This is a genomic window from Streptomyces sp. NPDC060031 (genome assembly GCF_042736805.1).
Lineage (GTDB): Bacteria > Actinomycetota > Actinomycetes > Streptomycetales > Streptomycetaceae > Streptomyces.
The window spans coordinates 56,273-71,842 of the sequence record NZ_JBHWVM010000009.1; the positions used below are offsets into that span (position 1 = coordinate 56,273).

At 72.3% G+C, this 15,570-nt stretch carries 15 protein-coding genes; 3 read left to right on the top strand and 12 right to left on the bottom strand.

Going from position 1 to position 15,570, the window contains the following annotated elements; all coding sequences use genetic code 11:
• Positions 1 to 46: 46 nt before the first annotated feature.
• The 4 genes from ACFWB8_RS05900 to ACFWB8_RS05915 form a co-directional block, all read right to left on the bottom strand.
• Positions 47 to 1,075 carry a 6-phosphofructokinase gene (locus ACFWB8_RS05900; protein WP_385223202.1) on the bottom strand — a complete coding sequence of 343 codons (1,029 nt, stop codon included), beginning with the start codon at positions 1,073 to 1,075 and terminating at the stop codon, positions 47 to 49.
• Between the two features lie 132 nt (positions 1,076 to 1,207).
• Positions 1,208 to 1,852 (bottom strand): response regulator, encoded by a 645-nt coding sequence (locus tag ACFWB8_RS05905; protein WP_385223204.1) that lies wholly within the window; start codon positions 1,850 to 1,852, stop codon positions 1,208 to 1,210.
• A gap of 59 nt (positions 1,853 to 1,911) precedes the next feature.
• Entirely contained in the window at positions 1,912 to 3,120 is a 1,209-nt protein-coding gene (gene macS, locus ACFWB8_RS05910; RefSeq protein WP_385223074.1) for a MacS family sensor histidine kinase, read from the bottom strand.
• Positions 3,121 to 3,165: 45 nt separating this feature from the next.
• On the bottom strand, positions 3,166 to 3,927 hold the full coding sequence (locus ACFWB8_RS05915; protein WP_385223206.1) for a lysophospholipid acyltransferase family protein: 762 nt from the start codon (positions 3,925 to 3,927) through the stop codon (positions 3,166 to 3,168).
• A gap of 167 nt (positions 3,928 to 4,094) precedes the next feature.
• On the opposite strand from ACFWB8_RS05915, the gene ACFWB8_RS05920 reads away from it, so the two are divergent.
• Both ACFWB8_RS05920 and ACFWB8_RS05925 read left to right on the top strand, forming a co-directional pair.
• Positions 4,095 to 4,874 (top strand): alpha/beta hydrolase, encoded by a 780-nt coding sequence (locus tag ACFWB8_RS05920; protein ID WP_385223076.1) that lies wholly within the window; start codon positions 4,095 to 4,097, stop codon positions 4,872 to 4,874.
• Positions 4,867 to 5,418, top strand: coding sequence for a hypothetical protein (locus ACFWB8_RS05925; protein WP_385223078.1), 552 nt, complete (start codon positions 4,867 to 4,869; stop codon positions 5,416 to 5,418). Before ACFWB8_RS05920 ends, ACFWB8_RS05925 begins: the two co-directional genes overlap by 8 nt.
• A gap of 142 nt (positions 5,419 to 5,560) precedes the next feature.
• On the opposite strand, the gene ACFWB8_RS05930 is transcribed toward ACFWB8_RS05925, so the two are convergent.
• The 6 genes from ACFWB8_RS05930 to ACFWB8_RS05955 form a co-directional block, all read right to left on the bottom strand.
• The gene (locus ACFWB8_RS05930; protein ID WP_385223080.1) at positions 5,561 to 6,307 is read right to left on the bottom strand and encodes an endonuclease/exonuclease/phosphatase family protein; all 747 of its coding nucleotides are present in this window, start codon (positions 6,305 to 6,307) and stop codon (positions 5,561 to 5,563) included.
• A 67-nt stretch (positions 6,308 to 6,374) separates the two neighbouring features.
• A complete protein-coding gene (locus ACFWB8_RS05935; protein ID WP_385223082.1) occupies positions 6,375 to 7,316 on the bottom strand; it encodes an ROK family glucokinase in 942 nt (313 codons plus the stop codon).
• Positions 7,317 to 7,377: 61 nt separating this feature from the next.
• Positions 7,378 to 7,845, bottom strand: a complete 468-nt coding sequence (locus ACFWB8_RS05940) for a DUF5304 domain-containing protein (RefSeq protein ID WP_385223084.1) — start codon at positions 7,843 to 7,845, stop codon at positions 7,378 to 7,380.
• 76 nt (positions 7,846 to 7,921) lie between these two features.
• Positions 7,922 to 9,139, bottom strand: coding sequence for an ArsA family ATPase (locus ACFWB8_RS05945; RefSeq protein WP_385223086.1), 1,218 nt, complete (start codon positions 9,137 to 9,139; stop codon positions 7,922 to 7,924).
• Between the two features lie 133 nt (positions 9,140 to 9,272).
• The gene (locus ACFWB8_RS05950) at positions 9,273 to 9,716 is read right to left on the bottom strand and encodes an SRPBCC family protein (RefSeq protein WP_385223088.1); all 444 of its coding nucleotides are present in this window, start codon (positions 9,714 to 9,716) and stop codon (positions 9,273 to 9,275) included.
• A 106-nt stretch (positions 9,717 to 9,822) separates the two neighbouring features.
• A complete protein-coding gene (locus ACFWB8_RS05955) occupies positions 9,823 to 10,605 on the bottom strand; it encodes a metallophosphoesterase (protein ID WP_385223090.1) in 783 nt (260 codons plus the stop codon).
• A 228-nt stretch (positions 10,606 to 10,833) separates the two neighbouring features.
• Here ACFWB8_RS05955 and ACFWB8_RS05960 point away from each other — a divergent pair, with 228 nt between their 5' ends.
• A complete protein-coding gene (locus tag ACFWB8_RS05960) occupies positions 10,834 to 12,630 on the top strand; it encodes an AMP-dependent synthetase/ligase (RefSeq protein ID WP_385223092.1) in 1,797 nt (598 codons plus the stop codon).
• Between the two features lie 6 nt (positions 12,631 to 12,636).
• Here the strand turns inward: ACFWB8_RS05960 and ACFWB8_RS05965 are convergent, their stop codons facing one another.
• The gene (locus tag ACFWB8_RS05965; protein WP_385223094.1) at positions 12,637 to 14,253 is read right to left on the bottom strand and encodes a GMC oxidoreductase; all 1,617 of its coding nucleotides are present in this window, start codon (positions 14,251 to 14,253) and stop codon (positions 12,637 to 12,639) included.
• A gap of 166 nt (positions 14,254 to 14,419) precedes the next feature.
• Positions 14,420 to 15,562 (bottom strand): glycosyltransferase family 4 protein, encoded by a 1,143-nt coding sequence (locus ACFWB8_RS05970; protein WP_385223096.1) that lies wholly within the window; start codon positions 15,560 to 15,562, stop codon positions 14,420 to 14,422.
• Positions 15,563 to 15,570: the final 8 nt, after the last annotated feature.

Consider the following 15,570-nt stretch of genomic DNA (forward strand, 5'->3'; position numbering starts at 1 on the left):
GTCACCTTGCGACCCATGATCCCATGATCCGCCCTCGCGCCCCGGCTCAGCCGAAGAAGACCCCGACCTCCTGGTACAGCGCCGGATCCACCGTCTTCAGCTTCGCCGTCGCCTCCGCGATCGGCACCCGCACGATGTCCGTCCCCTTCAGCGCGACCATCTTCCCGAAGTCCCCGTCCCGCACCGCGTCGATCGCGTGCAGCCCGAACCGGGTCGCCAGCCACCGGTCGAACGCGCTCGGCGTACCGCCCCGCTGGATGTGCCCGAGCACCGTCGTACGGGCCTCCTTGCCGGTCCGGGCCTCGATCTCCTTGGCCAGCCACTCGCCGACGCCCGACAGCCGTACGTGCCCGAAGGAGTCCTTGGTGGCGTCCTTGAGGACCATCTCGCCGTCCTTGGGCATCGCACCCTCCGCGACCACCACGATCGGCGCGTAGCTCGCCTTGAACCGCGAGGTCACCCAGGCGCACACCTGGTCCATGTCGAAGCGCTGCTCCGGGATGAGGATGACGTTGGCGCCGCCCGCCAGCCCCGAGTGCAGGGCGATCCAGCCGGCGTGCCGGCCCATCACCTCGACGACCAGCACCCGCATGTGCGACTCCGCCGTGGTGTGCAGCCGGTCGATGGCTTCGGTCGCGATGCCGACGGCCGTGTCGAAGCCGAAGGTGTAGTCCGTGGCCGACAGGTCGTTGTCGATCGTCTTGGGGACGCCGACGCACGGGATGCCGTACTCCCCGTACAGCCTGGCGGCCACGCCCAGGGTGTCCTCGCCGCCGATCGCGACGAGGGCGTCCACGTCGTACTTCGCGAGGTTCTCCTTGATCTGACGCACCCCGTTCTCCTGCTTGAACGGGTTGGTGCGCGAGGACCCGAGGACGGTCCCGCCGCGCGGCAGGATCCCGCGGACGGCGGGGATGTCGAGCGGCACGGTGTCCCCCTCGACCGGGCCGCGCCAGCCGTCCTTGAACCCGATGAACCCGTACCCGTACTCCTGGACGCCCTTGCGGACCACGGCCCTGATCACCGCGTTGAGCCCGGGGCAGTCGCCGCCGCCGGTCAGCACTCCGACCTTCATGGAATCTCCCTTCACCATGACGGTCACGCTAGTGGTGACTCAGGTCACAGCAAGGGCGCCGGATGGGTCAATTCCGGTGGAATCACGAGGCGTTGCGTACACACGTTCACTCGGACGAGGAAGTAAGTACGACTACGCGTCGTCGAGGCCGCGCTCGATCGCGTACCGGACGAGCTCGACCCGGTTGTGCAACTGGAGTTTGCCCAGGGTGTTCTGCACGTGGTTCTGCACCGTGCGGTGGGAGATGACCAGGCGTTCCGCGATCTGCTTGTACGAGAGCCCCTTGGCCACCAGCCGCAGCACCTCGGTCTCGCGGTCGGTCAGTTGCGGGGCCTTCGGCACGTCGGCGGCGGCCGGCGCGGGGTCGGTGGCCAGGCGCCGGTACTCGCCGAGGACGAGGCCGGCCAGGCCCGGGGTGAACACCGGGTCGCCGGCCGCCGTGCGGCGCACCGCGTCGATGAGCTCCTGGGCTCCGGCGGACTTCAGCAGGTAGCCGGTCGCGCCGGACTTCACCGCCTCCAGGACGTCGGCGTGCTCCCCGCTCGCGGACAGGACGAGGACCCGCAGGGCGGGGTTGGCGCCGACGAGCTCCTTGCAGACCTGGACCCCGGGCATGCCGGGCAGGTTGAGGTCGAGGACCAGCACGTGCGGGGTGGCCGCGGGGGCCCGGCGCAGCGCCTCGGGGCCGTCGCCGGCGGTGGCCACGATGTCGTAGCCCGCGGCGGCGAGGTCGCGGGCGACCGCGTCCCGCCACATGGGGTGGTCGTCGACGACCATCACCTTGATGTCGCCCGGCTGGGTCGGGTGGTTCGGGTGGTTCGGGTGGTTCGGCTCGTTCACTGGGTTCTCCCCCTCGGTACTTTCAGTTCCACTTCGGTGCCCTGCCCGGGGACGGACACCAGCTCGGCGCTGCCGCCGAGGTCCCGCAGCCGGCCGCGGATGGACAGGGCCACCCCCATGCGGCCCTCGCCCTCCGCCTGGTCGAGCCGGCCGGCCGGGATGCCCGGACCGTCGTCGCGGACGGTCACGATCACCTCGTCACCCCAGTCCTCGACCAGGATCCAGGCCCTGGCCCCCTCGCCGGCGTGCTTGCGCACGTTGTCCAGGGCGGCGCCGACGGCCGCGGCCAGCTCCCGCGCGGCGGGCGCCGGCAGTGGCACCGGAGTGCCCGGTTCCGCGAAGGTCACCCGCGAGCCGGCGTACGGGGCGAGGAGGGTGCGCAGGTCCCGCTCGCCCTCGTCGGCGCCCGGCTCCTCCACCTCGTACGCGGCCACCAGCGCGCCCCGCGACTCGTCGCGGGAGACCCGCGAGGCGGGCAGCAGCCCGCTGGAGACGAGCGTGCGCAGCGCGACCTCCTGCTCCCCGGCCATCCGGCCGAGCTCGGCGGCCTCCCCGCCCAGGTCGGTACCGCGCCGCTGGACCATGGCCAGCACCTGGAGGACCCCGTCGTGGATGTCGCGGGCCAGGCGCTCGCGCTCCCGGGTGGCGGCCTCGATCTCCAGGGCGCGGGCGAGGGTGGCCTCACTGGCCCGGGCGACCTCGACGACGTAGCCGATGGCGACGGAGGCGACCCAGACCAGCAGGACGTTGTGCAGGGTGTCCCGGGTGGGGGCGCCGCGCTGGACGATGTTGACGGCGGCGACGAAGGTGGAGGCGAAGCAGGCCCAGCGCCAGCCGCCCTTGATGGCGAAGGCGAGGACGGAGCCGGCGGTCCAGATCGTGGGCAGGGTCGGGCCGCCGGCGGCGATCCGCTCGTGGGTGTCGGCGAGCGGGGTGAGCAGGATCCCGACGCAGGCGACGGTGAGGTCGGCGCACAGGAACCGCTTGGTGCAGCTGGCGGCGTTCGCCACCTTGGGGAGGGTGAGCAGCGTCCAGACCGCGAGGCCGGCGAGGTAGCCGATCGCGATCCGGGGCCGGTCGAACTCCTTGTACGCGGAGGCGAAGAGCAGCACCGCGTAGACCATGGTGAGCAGCCGGTAGGCGGTCAGCGCCCGCCAGAGCGGCTGCTCGACCGACATGCGTACGACGCGCTCGCGTTTGGCCATCTCCCCCACCCACCCCGGGCCCTGCGGGCGGTAGCGCCCGTACCGCTACTCCGCGGTCGTGTCGGCGGCGGCCTTGTCGGCGGCCGCCTTTTCCGCGGCCGCCTTTTCCGCGGCCTTCTCGCTCTTGGCGGCCTTCTCGGCGTCGGCCATCTGGCGCTTGGCCGCCGCGGCGTAGATGTCCACGTACTCCTGGCCGGACAGCTTCATGATCTCGTACATGACCTCGTCGGTCACCGAGCGGAGGATGAAGCGGTCGCCGTCCATGCCGTGGTAGCGGCTGAAGTCCAGCGGCTTGCCGATCCGGATGCCCGGGCGCATCAGCTTGGGGACCACCTTGCCGGGCGGCTGGATCTTCTCCGTGTCGATCATCGCGACGGGGATCACGGGCGCGCCGGTGGCCAGGGCCACGCGGGCCAGACCGCCGGGCTTGCCGCGGTAGAGGCGGCCGTCGGGTGAACGCGTGCCCTCGGGGTAAATACCGAACAGCTCCCCGCGCTCGATGACCTCGATGCCGCTCTTGATCGCGGCCTCGCCGGCCCCGCGCGCACCGGAGCGGTCCACCGGGAGCTGGCCGACGCCCTTGAAGAAGGCGGCCGTCAGCTTGCCCTTGACGCCCGGGGAGGTGAAGTACTCCGCCTTCGCGATGAAGGTCACCTTCCGGTCCAGCACGGCCGGGAGGAAGAAGGAGTCGGAGAAGGACAGGTGGTTGCTCGCGAGGATCGCCGGCCCCTCCGCGGGAATGTTCTCGAGGCCCTCCACCCACGGCCTGAAGGCGAGCTTCAGGGAACCGCCGATGGAGAACTTCATTGCGCCGTAGATCAACTCGAAAGCCTTCCTGTGTCTGTCGAACAGACCTTATCCCCTGGCTCCGCCCGGAGGGGCCCGACGACCCTGGTCGGTGTCATCCCGGTCGCGTACGGTGAAGTCACACAGAGCAACGCCCCCGCCAACCCCTCATGATCTAGGAGATCCTGGTGCCCGTCCTCCCTGGAGCCGAGCCGTTCCGCCACGAGGGCGGAGAGGTCGGCGTCCTCCTCTGCCACGGCTTCACCGGTTCCCCGCAGTCCCTGCGTCCCTGGGCCGAGTATCTGGCCGGGCGGGGGCTGACGGTGTCCCTGCCGCTGCTCCCCGGACACGGGACGCGATGGCAGGACATGCAGCTCACGGGCTGGCAGGACTGGTACGCCGAGGTCGACCGCGCGCTGCGGGAGCTGCTGGAGCGCTGCGAGCAGGTCTTCGTCTTCGGGCTGTCGATGGGCGGAGCGCTCACGCTGCGGCTGGCGGCCAAGCACGGGGAGTCGATCAGCGGGCTCGTCCTGGTCAACCCTGCCAACAAGGTGCACGACCCGATGGCCTTCGCCCTGCCGGTGGCCCAGCACTTCATCCGCTCCACGGCGGGCATCGCCAGCGACATCGCGAAGCCGGGCTCGGAAGAGGTCGGCTACGACCGGGTCCCGACCCGTGCCGCGCACTCGCTGCGGAAGTTCCTCCAGCTGGTGGACGCCGAGCTGCCGCAGGTGACGCAGCCGGTGCTGCTGCTGCACAGCCCGCAGGACCATGTCGTACCGCCGGTCGACTCGGCGCGGATCCTGGCGCGGATCTCCTCGGCGGACGTCACCGAGACCCTGCTGGAACAGAGCTACCACGTCGCGACGTTGGACCATGACGCGGAGCGGATCTTCGCGGACAGCTATGCGTTCGTCGGCCGACTGGCGGAGAGCGTGGGCAGGGAGGGGGCGGAGGCGGGTGGCTGAGCACGAGGAGCAGTCGGGCGGTGTTCCGCCGCTGGACGAGGAAGCGGCGTGGGCGGCGATCGTCGCCGGGTACGGGCAGGAACCGCCGGACCCGCCGGGGGCGCGGCCGTACAAGCCGATCGAGAACCTGCTGCTGCCGGAGGAGGACGTGAAGCCGGAGCCGCCGGTTCCGCCGCCGCCGGCGGCGGCGCTGGGGAGCTCGGTGGTGTTCGCCCCGGGCGTGGGCCTGAGCGGCCCCCGGGACCACTCGCTGGTAGAGCCGAAGGACGAGGACCTGACCCCGGCCGACCGGGCGGAGGAGGGTCACTTCGTCCCCCCGGAGCCGGAGCTGCCGCCGGCGGACGCGACGTCGAAGTTCGCGTGGCTTGCGGTGGTGGGCGGGCCGGTGCTGTTGCTCCTGGCCGTCGTCTTCCAGTGGGAGATGACGTGGTGGCTGACGACGCTGGGCATCGGCGGCTTCCTGGGCGGTTTCGCGACGCTGGTGGCCCGCATGTCGCAGGGCGACGACGACGAGGACGACCCGGGCCGCGGCGCGGTGGTCTGACCCGGCGAGGCTGGGTGGTGCCGCGGCGCGGCAATCCAGTGGCATCGGCCGGATACGGCCTCGCCTGGGGCCCCCGGACGGAGTCTGGGGGAGTTTGAGCGCGGGGGTCCGGGGGCGGAGCCCCCGCAGCGGTGCCGCACGCTCAGGGGGCCGCGGGCACGCGGAGGGCCGCCAGGACCGGGAGGTGGTCCGTGGCCGAGGAGAAGTCGGCGGGGGTCAGCCCCGGCAGCCCCGCAGGGACACCACAGGCCAGCACCTCCACCCCCGGCGTGGCGAAGACGGCGTCGATCCGCCGCTCCGGCGCCCGCGAGGGGAACGTGGACTCCCCGCCCCAGGGGGCGACGGCCCGGCAGTCCTGCAGCACACCGGCGAGCCGGGTGAACGAGGGCCCGGCCGGGCCCTCGTTGATGTCGCCCGCCGCGATCCCGTGCGGGGCGCCCATCGCCGCGAGCCGGTCCAGGAGCAGCTCCGCCTGGGCCCGACGCTCCGCCGCGTCGAGCGACAGGTGCGCGCTGACCACACCCACCCGCGCCGCACCGAAGCGGACCACGGCCGTCGCGAAGCCCCGCCGGTGCCGGCCGGGCGTCAGCGGGAGCAGTACGTCCTCGGTGCGCTCCACGAAGGCCCGTAGCGAGCACAGCAGCAGCGGCCCGGCGGCGGTGGCACCGCCCGACAGCACCACCAGTTCGGACTTCGCGGCGAGCCGCGCCGCGTGCTTGCGCCACCGGAAGAACCGCGGCGCCTCCTGTACGAACACCAGGTCGGGCGCGCACGCCCGGATCACCCGGACCAGCGCCTCCTCGTCGTCGCGCAGCGAGCGGATGTTGTAGCTGAGCACCCGGATCACGGCAGAACCATCAGTGGCGGTGTGGGAGTTCGGCAAATCCATAGGGGCAACATAGCCAGACTGCCCGCCGCTCCCCAGGGGGCGCGGCGGGCAGTTCGAGTCGTACGGGTCAGCCCTGGCGGGCCAGGTCCGCGGCGCCGACCAGACCGGCCTCGCCGCCGAGCTGCGCGGCGAGCACCTGCGCGTGCGGCCGCCACTGCCCGCCGATCAGCCAGCGTCGGAACGACTTGCGGATCGGGTCGAGGACGAGCTCGCCCTCGTCGGAGACCCCGCCGCCGACGATGAACGCCGACGGGTCGAAGAGGGAGGCCAGGTCCGCGAGGCCCGCGCCGGCCCAGCGGGCCAGTTCGCGGAAGGAGTCCACCGCCACGGGGTCGCCCTGTCGGGCGGCCGCGCTGATGTGCTTGCCCTCGATCCCCTCGACCGTGCCGTCACCGAGCGCGAGGAGGATCTGCGCCCGCTCCGGGGTCGCGTTGGCGCGCTGCTTCGCGTACCGGACGAGCGCGCGACCGGAGGCGTACTGCTCCCAGCAGCCCTGGCTGCCGCACCCGCACAGCAGGCCGTCGGGGACGACCCGGATGTGGCCGAACTCGGCGGCGACTCCGAAGCGTCCGCGCCGCAGCTTGTTGCCGATGATGATGCCGCCGCCCAGGCCGGTGCCGAGCGTGATGCAGATGACGTCGTCGTGGCCCTGGCCGGCGCCGAAGCGGTACTCGCCCCAGGCCGCGCAGTTCGCGTCGTTCTCGACGACGACGGGCAGGCCGATGCGCTGCTCGACCTTGTCCTTCAGCGGCTCGTGCCGCCAGTCGATGTTCGGCGCGAAGAGTACGGTCGCGCGCTTGTCGTCCACGTATCCGGCGGCGCCGATGCCGACGGCGTCGATGGTGTGGTTGCTGCTGACTTCGGAGACGGCGGCGCAGATCGCGTCCGTCACTCCGTCCGCGGTCGGCGGGGTGGGCACCTTGTACGTCTCAAGGATGGTGCCCTCTTCGTCGACCACGCCGGCCGCGATCTTCGTGCCGCCGATGTCGACGCCGATGGTGAGTCCCATTAGTCCCTCGGTTTCCGGTCAAACCCCGCCGTCGTCAACGGTACCCGAGTGAACAGCAGGATCAGTCGAGATCGATCCGCTCGCCGCCGCCGCCCTCGTCACGGGGGTCGGCGCGGGGGTCGTCGCGCGGATCCGCGGCGCTGCCGCGGGCGGGCTCGCCGCGGGTCCAGCGGCGCTCGTGCCCCTCGACCGCCGAGCGGTAGGCGGCGAGGAGCTCGGAGCCGGCCGCGGCGAGGTGGTCGAAGACCTCGGGGTTGCGCTCGATGACGGGTTTGGCGGCGTTCTTCGCCTGGTCCACGAACTGGCGTACAGCGCCCTGGGCGGCGACGCCGAGCAGCGGATTGTTGAGTGCGGAGACCTTGTCGGCGACGGCCTCGAAGAGTTTGAACAGCTCCTCGGCGGCGGTCCCCGTGGCCCCCGCGCCGGCGCCCTGCTCCGTGCGGAGCCGCTCCTTCTCCGCGGCCAGGTCCTCCGCGCAGGCCTTGGCCCAGGCGTCTTCGTCGGTGGGGCGGTCGGTGGCCTCGCTCATGGCGGACTCTCCTGCGGCGGCTGCTGGGCGTGCGGTACGGGCTACCTTCGACGTTACCCGAATGGTGGTACGACGTTCAGTGCGTCCGTGGCCAGAGGTCGGGGTCCGGGGTGAAGCGGATGCGGAGCCGGTCGTCGGCGAGGGCGGCGCCGGAGACCGTGCAGCGGCGCAGCGCCGCCGGCAGCGAAACGATCCTGCGGTACGGGCCGACCGCGAGCAGCAGCTCGTCGCCGCGGCGGATCAGGTCGAGGTCGCGCTTCTCGGCCCGGGGCAGCGGTACCGCCCAGACGAGCACCCCGTCCTCGGCGAGCCGGTCCTCGACGGGCCAGGCGGGCCGGGGCCCGGCGGCGGCGGCCGCCCCGTCCGGCCGGGCCGGCTCCAGCGACTCGGCCAGTTCCGCCAGGTCGGCGAGGCCGCGCGGGTCCCGCCCGAGGTGGGCGAGCTCCCGCAGCGGGACGTCGAGGCACCACTCGTCGGCGAAGGCGCGCTGCTGGGCCGCGAGGGAGGCGAGCCAGGGTTCGGGGGAGTCCTTCGGCACCAGCCGGTTGACGACGAGGTCGCCGATCCGGACCTGGTGCAGGGCCAGCCCGAGCACCCCCGTCCGCAGCGCCGCGGCGGCGGCCGGCCCGGGCTCGGCGACGAGCCGTACCTCGGTGGTGGCGTCCTCCACGACGGCCTGCACGGCGGCCAGCTCCTCGTCCCAGCGCGCGGCGGCCTCGTACAGCCACTGCGCGGGCATCGGCACCCCGGCCAGCTGGGCCAGTACGGGACGCAGGGCGCGGGCCGCCTGCCGCTCCGCGGGCAGCAGCCGGGCGAGGTAGCGGCGCAGCTGTGCGGGGAGTGCGAGGGTGGTCACCGTCTGGTGCAGCGGGGGCATGTCCACCACGACGAGGTCGAAGGCGGGCGCGGCGGCGGCCCTCCTCAGGGCGCGCAGCAGAGCGAACTGCTCGGCGCCGGGCAGCTCGGTGAGCTCGTCGGCCCCGAGCGGGCGGGCGCCGACCATGCCGAGGAGGGTGGAGCCGCGTTCCTGGAGGGCGACCAGCTCTTGGCGGAACTCCTCGCCGGAGTCGATCCGGCCGACCCACAGGTTCGCCGCCACGGGTGCGGCGCGCAGCCCCGCCACGAGCTCGGCGGGCTCCTCCGTCGGCGCGCCGGTCAGCGCGGCGAGCGGGTCCCCGGGGTCGCCGGAGAGCACCAGCACGCGCTGTCCGTCGCGTGCCGCGGCGAGTGCGGTGGCGGCGGCGACGGTGCTCCGCCCCGACCCTCCGGGGCCGGTGATCAGCAGAATGCGCATGGTGCGGGTGCTCCGGGTTCGGTTGGTGCGCGGCGGCACTGCTGGGGCTCCGCCCCAGACCCCCGCGCCTCAAACGCCGGCGGGGCTGGAGCGTGGCTGATGCCGCCTTTCTGCAGCGCCGCCCGGAAACGGGTCAGGCGCCGGACTCGACGCGCTTCTTCAGGCCGGCCAGGGCGCGGTCGATGATGACCTTCTCCGCCTTGCGCTTGATCATGCCCAGCATCGGGATCTTGACGTCCACGGTCAGCTGGTAGGTGACCTCGGTCCGCTTGCCGCCGTCCAGCGGCGCCAGCAGGTACGAGCCGTCGAGCTGCCGGAGCATCTGGGACTTGTCCAGGGTCCAGCTGACCTCGTCCGCACCCTTCCAGGTGTAGTTGAGGGTGTGGTCGTCCTTGATCGCGCCGGCGTCGAGCAGCAGCCGGACCTTCTCGGCCCGGCCCTCGGCGTCGGCGGCCAGCACCTCGGCCTCCTTCACCTCGCCGGTCCACTCGGGGTAGCGGGCGAAGTCGGCGATCACGGACATGACGTCGGCCGGGGCCGCCTCGATCGTGATGCTCGAGCTGGTGTGTTCCGCCATCGCGGTCGCTCCTCCGTGGGTGTACCTCCCAGCGGTGGCTGGGGGAGAGTATTCGAGGAATTGTGCGGCCTGCGCCGCCGCGTGAAGGCTATCGCGCGCGCAGACCTCACCACTCCAGGGCCCACGGCCGCCCGGTCGCCGCGAAGTGCCCGACGTTCACGCACTCCGTGCCGCCGATCCGCATCCGCCGGGCCAGCGGCTGGTGCACGTGCCCGAAGAGCGCGTACCGGGGCCGGGTCCGGCGGATCGCGGCCAGCAGCGCCTCGCTCCCCCGCTCGAACCGGCGCGCGACCGTGTCGTAGCAGAGCTCCGGAACCTCCGGCGGGATGTGCGAGCACAGCACGTCGACCTGGCCCAGGGCCTCGACCTTGGCGGCGTACTCCTCCTCCGCCACCTCGTACGGGGTGCGCATCGGCGAGGGCAGGCCGCCGCCGACGAAGCCGAAGACCAGGCCGCCGATCTCCGCCCGCTGGCCGTCGAGCACGGTCAGGCCCGGACCCGCGTACTCCTGCCAGAGGGCGGGGACGTCGACATTGCCGTAGGTGGCGTACGTGGGTCTGGGGAAGGCGGCGAACATCTCGGCGTACTGGCGGCGCACCGCGCCCTCGATCAGCCGCTCCCGGTCCAGCCCGTCCCACAGCCGACGGCCGAATTCGCGCGCTTCCTCGAAGCGGCGGGCCGTGCGCAGCTCGACGATCCGGTCCGCGTTCTCGACTCCGAAGAGGTCGGGGAAGATGCCGCGCGAGTGGTCGGCGTAGTCGAGGAAGAGCACCAGGTCACCGAGGCAGATCAGTGCGTCGGCGCCGTCGCCGGCCCGGGCGAGGGCCTGCGCGTTGCCGTGGACGTCGCTGACGACGTGGATCCGTGTGCTGCTTTTCCTGCCACCCATGCCGCCACCCTAGGGGCGCTTGGCCACGGCGGGTAGTGGCACCGGCTCAGGCGGCCGGACCTGCGGTTACTTCCGAGTCCAGAACGGGGTCGACTACTGTCGGCTCGGTACCGGCGCGTCGTGTGACGCACGGAACATCTGGCCGGTTCCCTCTATCGGGAACCCACTACCGGTGGGTAACGTCCGGTCGGTCCACACGTGGCGATGGCGCCCAGAGGAGCAGCAGTCTTGCGCGAGTTCAGCCTTCCGGCCCTGTACGAGGTCCCGTCGGACGGGAACCTGACGGATCTCATCCGCCGCAATGCCGCTCAGCATCCAGACACCGCCGTGATGGCGCGCAAGGTCGACGGCCACTGGCAGGACGTGACCGCGACCGAGTTCCTCGCCGAGGTGCGTGCCGCGGCCAAGGGCCTGATCGCCTCCGGCGTCCGCCCCGGCGACCGGGTCGCGCTGATCTCCCGCACCCGCTACGAGTGGGTGCTGTTCGACTTCGCGATCTGGAGCGCGGGCGGCGTCACCGTCCCCGTGTACGAGACCAGCTCTCCCGAGCAGATCCAGTGGATCCTCGGCGACTCCGGCGCCGTCGCGGTCGTCGTGGAGTCCCCCGGGCACAGCGCGTCCGTGGCCGCCCTGCGCGACCGGCTGCCCGACCTGCGCGAGGTCTGGGAGATCGAGCAGGGTGCGCTGGAGACCCTCAAGGCCGCCGGCGCCGGGGTCACCGACGCCGAGGTGGACGAGCGCAGCAGCCTCGCCGGCGCCGACGACGCCGCCACCATCGTCTACACCTCGGGCACCACCGGCCGCCCCAAGGGCTGCGTGCTGACCCACCGCAACTTCTTCGCCGAGTGCGGCAACGTGGTGGAGCGCCTGAGCCCGCTCTTCCGCACCGGTGAGTGCTCGGTGCTGCTCTTCCTGCCGGCCGCGCACGTCTTCGGGCGCCTGGTGGAGGTGGCGGCCGTGCTGGCGCCGATCCGGCTGGGCTGCGTACCGGACATCAAGAACCTGACCGACGAGCTCCAGTCGTTCCGGCCGACGCTGATCCTGGGCGTCCCGCGCGTCTTCGAGAAGGTCTACAACTCGGCGCGCGCCAAGGCGCAGGCCGACGGCAAGGGCAGGATCTTCGACGCGGCGGCCGAGACGGCGATCGCGTACAGCCGCGCGCTGGACGCCCCGGGCGGCCCGTCCTTCGGGCTGAAGCTCAAGCACAAGCTGTTCACGAAGCTGGTCTACAGCAAGCTGCACGGGGTCCTCGGCGGGCGCGGCGAGTACGCGATCTCCGGCGGCGCCCCGCTGGGCGAGCGGCTCGGACACTTCTTCCGCGGCATCGGCTTCACGGTGCTGGAGGGCTACGGCCTGACCGAGTCCTGCGCGGCCACGGCCTTCAACCCGTGGGACCGCCAGAAGATCGGTACGGTCGGCCAGCCGCTGCCGGGCTCGGTGGTGCGGATCGCCGACGACGGCGAGGTGCTGCTGCACGGCGAGCACATCTTCAAGGAGTACTGGAAGAACGAGACGGCGACCGCCGAGGCGCTGACCGACGGCTGGTTCCACACCGGCGACGTCGGCACCCTCGACGAGGACGGCTACCTCGCGATCACCGGCCGCAAGAAGGAGCTCATCGTCACGGCGGGCGGCAAGAACGTCGCTCCCGCAGTGATCGAGGACCGGATCCGGGCACACGCGCTGGTCGCGGAGTGCATGGTGGTGGGCGACGCGCGGCCGTTCGTGGCGGCGCTGGTCACCATCGACGAGGAGTTCCTGGGCCGTTGGGCCGCGGAGAACGGCAAGCCGGCCGGGGTGACGGCGGCGGAGCTGCGCGAGGACGCGGAGCTGATCGCCGCCGTCCAGAAGGCCGTCGACGACGGCAACGCGGCGGTTTCCAAGGCGGAATCGGTGCGGAAATTCCGCATTCTTCCCTCCCAGTTCACGGAGGAGTCGGGCCACATCACGCCGTCGCTGAAGCTGAAGCGCAATGTGGTGGCGAAGGACTTCGCGGACGAGATCGAGGCGCTGTACCGGGGCTAGTTCCCCTTACCGGGGGTCCTCGGCGAGGATCCGGGCCATGTTCCGTTCGGCGAGAGCGGTGATGGTCACGAACGGATTGACGCCGAGCGACCCGGGGATCAGGGAGCTGTCGACGACGTACAGCCCCTGGTACCCCTTGGCGCGGCCGTAGTCGTCGGTCGCGGCGCCCAGCACGCAGCCGCCGAGCGGGTGGTAGGTGAAGTTGTCGGCGAAGGCCCTGTTGTCGCCGAACAGGTCGTACCGGTAGATGGTGAAGTTCTTCCGGTTGATGCGGTCGAAGAGGTTCTTCGCCGCGTTGACCGAGGGCGTGTTCTGGCCCCGGGTCCAGTTCAGGCGCGCCGAGTCACTGGCCGCGTCGTACGTGAAGTGCCCGCGCTCGGGGTTCTTGGTGATGGCCAGGTACATCGAGATCCAGTGCTCGATCCCCATGGGCAGCGGGGCGATCTCGGCGAAGACCGGGTTCGAGGCGTTGTCCCAGTCGTCGATGCCCAGGGCGGGCATGGTGGCCTGGTTGGCGCCGACGGTGTCCCACAGGTGGTTGGCGCGGGCGGTCATGACGTTGCCGTTGTGGCCCCAGCCGAGCCCGACCTTGTCGTTCAGCGCCGGGAGGGTTCCGGTTTCGCGGGCCCGGAGGAGGATCTCCGTGGTGCCCAGGCTCCCGGCCCCGAGGAAGAGCTGCCCGCAGCCGAGTTCGCGTACCTGGACGACCCTTCCCGTGACGTCGCTGGTCTGCACGGTCAGTACGTATCCCCCGGCGGGGTCCTGGCGGACGCCGACCACGCGCTGCATGGTCTCGATGGTGACGTTGCCGGTGCCGAGGGCCGCCGCGAGGTAGGTCTTGTCGACGCTCTTCTTGCCGTGGTTGTTGCCGTAGATGACCTCGCCGGCGAGCGCGGACCTGGTCGCGGTGCCGGCGGCCTCGCGCTTCATGTACTCGAAGTCGTAGACGTTGGGGACGAAGGTGGTCTTCAGGCCGGTGTTCTGGGCGTGCTTGCGGGAGATCCGGGCGAAGCGGTACCACTCCGTGGACTCGAACCAGGCGGGGTCGATGTCGTTGACGCCGAGCATGGCGCGGGCGCGGGGGTAGTAGGTGCCGTACATCTCGTCGGCGTCGACCTGCGGGAGCACCTCGGAGAAGTACGACCGCTTCGGGGTGGGTGCCATCCCGCCGTTGACCAGTGATCCCCCGCCGACGCCCCGTCCCACGTACACGGACATGTCGCCGTAGTTCACGCGGTCGAGGACGCCGGGGTACGGGCTGATGTTGCGGTTGACGACGTCCAGCCAGAGGAACTGCGCGAGGGGGGCCTCGGTGCGGGTGCGGTACCACATGGAGCGCTGGTCGGGCGCGGACGTGGAGGGGAAGACCTTGCCGTCGGGGCCGGGGGTGTCCCAGAGCCGTCCCATTTCCAGGACGACGGTCCGCACGCCCGCCTGTCCGAGGCGCAGGGCGGCGACGGCGGATCCGTAACCGGAGCCGACGACGATGGCGGGGGCGTAGTGGGCCGCGCCCGGCTCGACGGCGGAGGCGGAGGCCGGGCCGATCCGTGTGAAGCCGAGGGCGGCGGCCGTCTGGAGGGCGCCGATCCCCAGAAGGTGACGACGCGTCAGGTTTGGTGTCATGGGCGCATCATGGGCGGAATCCGGCCTTCCAGCTAGACGCCGCCTTGACAGGCATCTGAGAGACAGTCAGACATGGCGCCGCCCCCCGAAAAAACAGGCCTCGCCAGCGTTTGAGGCGCGGGGATCCGGGGGCGGAGCCCCCCGCAGCGGGGCCGCGGACGGGCGGCTACAGCAGCTCGCGCAGGCGCTCCGCCAGGAGGTCCCAGCGCCACTTCTCCTCGACCCACGCCCGCCCGGCCGCGCCCATGCGCGCCCGCAGGGCCGGGTCCTGGAGGAGGGCGACGATCCGCTCCGCCGCATCCGCAGGGTCACCGCCCCGGACGACCCACCCCGTCTCCCCGTCCAGCACCGCGTCCGGCGCGCCGCCCGAGTCCCCCGCCACCACCGGCAGGCCCGTCGCCGACGCCTCCAGGTACACGATGCCGAGCCCCTCCACGTCCAGGCCGCCCCGCCGGGTCCGGCACGGCATCGCGAAGACGTCCCCCGCGCCGTAGTGGGCGGGCAGTTCGGACCAGGGGACCGCCCCCGTGAACACCACCGAGCCGGCGACCCCGGCAGAGACGGCCAGCGCCCGCAGGTCCGCCTCGTACGGCCCGCCGCCGACCACCAGCAGCACCGCGTCCGGCACCGCCGCCAGGATCCGCGGCATCGCCTCGATCAGCGTGTCCTGCCCCTTGCGCGGCACCAGCCGGGACACGCACACCACCACCGGCCGCTCCGTGAGCCCCAGCCGGGCCCGCACCTGCGCGCCGCCCGACCCGGGGTGGAAGGTCTTCTCGTCGACCCCCGGCGGGAGTTGCACCATGCGCGCCGCCGCCCGCCCCGTCACCGCCGAGGCGATCCGCGAGCGCGTGTACTCCCCCAGGTACGTCAGCGTGTCCGTGCCCTCACCGATCCGCCGCAGCAACTGCCGCGCGGCCGGCAACTGCGCCCAGCCCGCCTCGTGCCCGTGCGTGGTCGCCACGATCCGCCGCGCGCCCGCCCGCCGCAGCGCCGGACCCATCAGCCCGAGCGGGGCCGCCGCGCCGAACCACACCGACTCGCAGCCGTGTTCGCGCAGCAGGCCCACCGCCCGCCGGGTCACCCGCGGTGTCGGCAGCAGCATCGTCGAGCGGTCGCGCACGACCTGGAAGGGCTGCTCCGCGTCGAAGGCCGCGGTGGCCTCGCGGCCCTCCGCGCCGTGCTTCCAGGTGGAGGCGTAGACGACGATCCGGTCCGGATCCAGCCGCAGCGCCATGTTGTGCAGGAAGGCCTGGATGCCGCCCGGTCGCGGCGGGAAGTCGTTGGTCACGATCAGCGTCTTGTGCATCGCCTGCC